Source organism: Verminephrobacter aporrectodeae subsp. tuberculatae At4 (genome assembly GCF_000193225.1).
Classification (GTDB): Bacteria; Pseudomonadota; Gammaproteobacteria; order Burkholderiales; family Burkholderiaceae_C; genus Acidovorax; species Acidovorax aporrectodeae.
In genome coordinates this window covers 1-399 of sequence record NZ_AFAL01001070.1, presented here as the reverse complement: position 1 = coordinate 399, position 399 = coordinate 1, and the positions used below count along the sequence as shown (strand labels likewise).

Annotated in this window: 1 protein-coding gene; it reads right to left on the bottom strand. The window is 66.4% G+C overall.

Annotated features, from left to right (window positions below; genetic code table 11):
- Positions 1-399 (bottom strand): Ig-like domain-containing protein (locus tag VTU_RS34340; protein WP_010110800.1); only part of this gene is annotated, 399 nt, incomplete at both ends.

Genomic DNA, 399 nt, shown 5'->3' with positions numbered 1-399 from the left:
GATGGTGGCCGTGGGGCGGGTGGTGTCCACGGTGTAGTTGGAACTGGTGGCGTTGCCTGCGCCGGTGCGGCCGGTGTCGTTCGTCACGCCGGCCAGGTTCACGCTGATGGTGTTGGTCGCGTCCTGGGTGTCTCCCGTGGGCGTGAAGGTGGCGGTCCAGGTTTTTCCGTCGGCGTTGGCCGTGAGCGCGCCGAGCGTGCCGTTGGCGTCCGTGAGGTTGACGTCGGTGGCGTCGAAGCCGTTGACGTGCTCGCTGAAGGCGATGGTCACGGTGGTGGTCTCGCCCAGCGTGAGGCTGGTGTCGGCCAGCACGATGGTGGCGGTGGGGCGCGTGCCGGAGACGGAGGTGTCGACGTTGTACTGGAAGTCGGTGGTGGTAGCTATTCTTACTGTGTCACA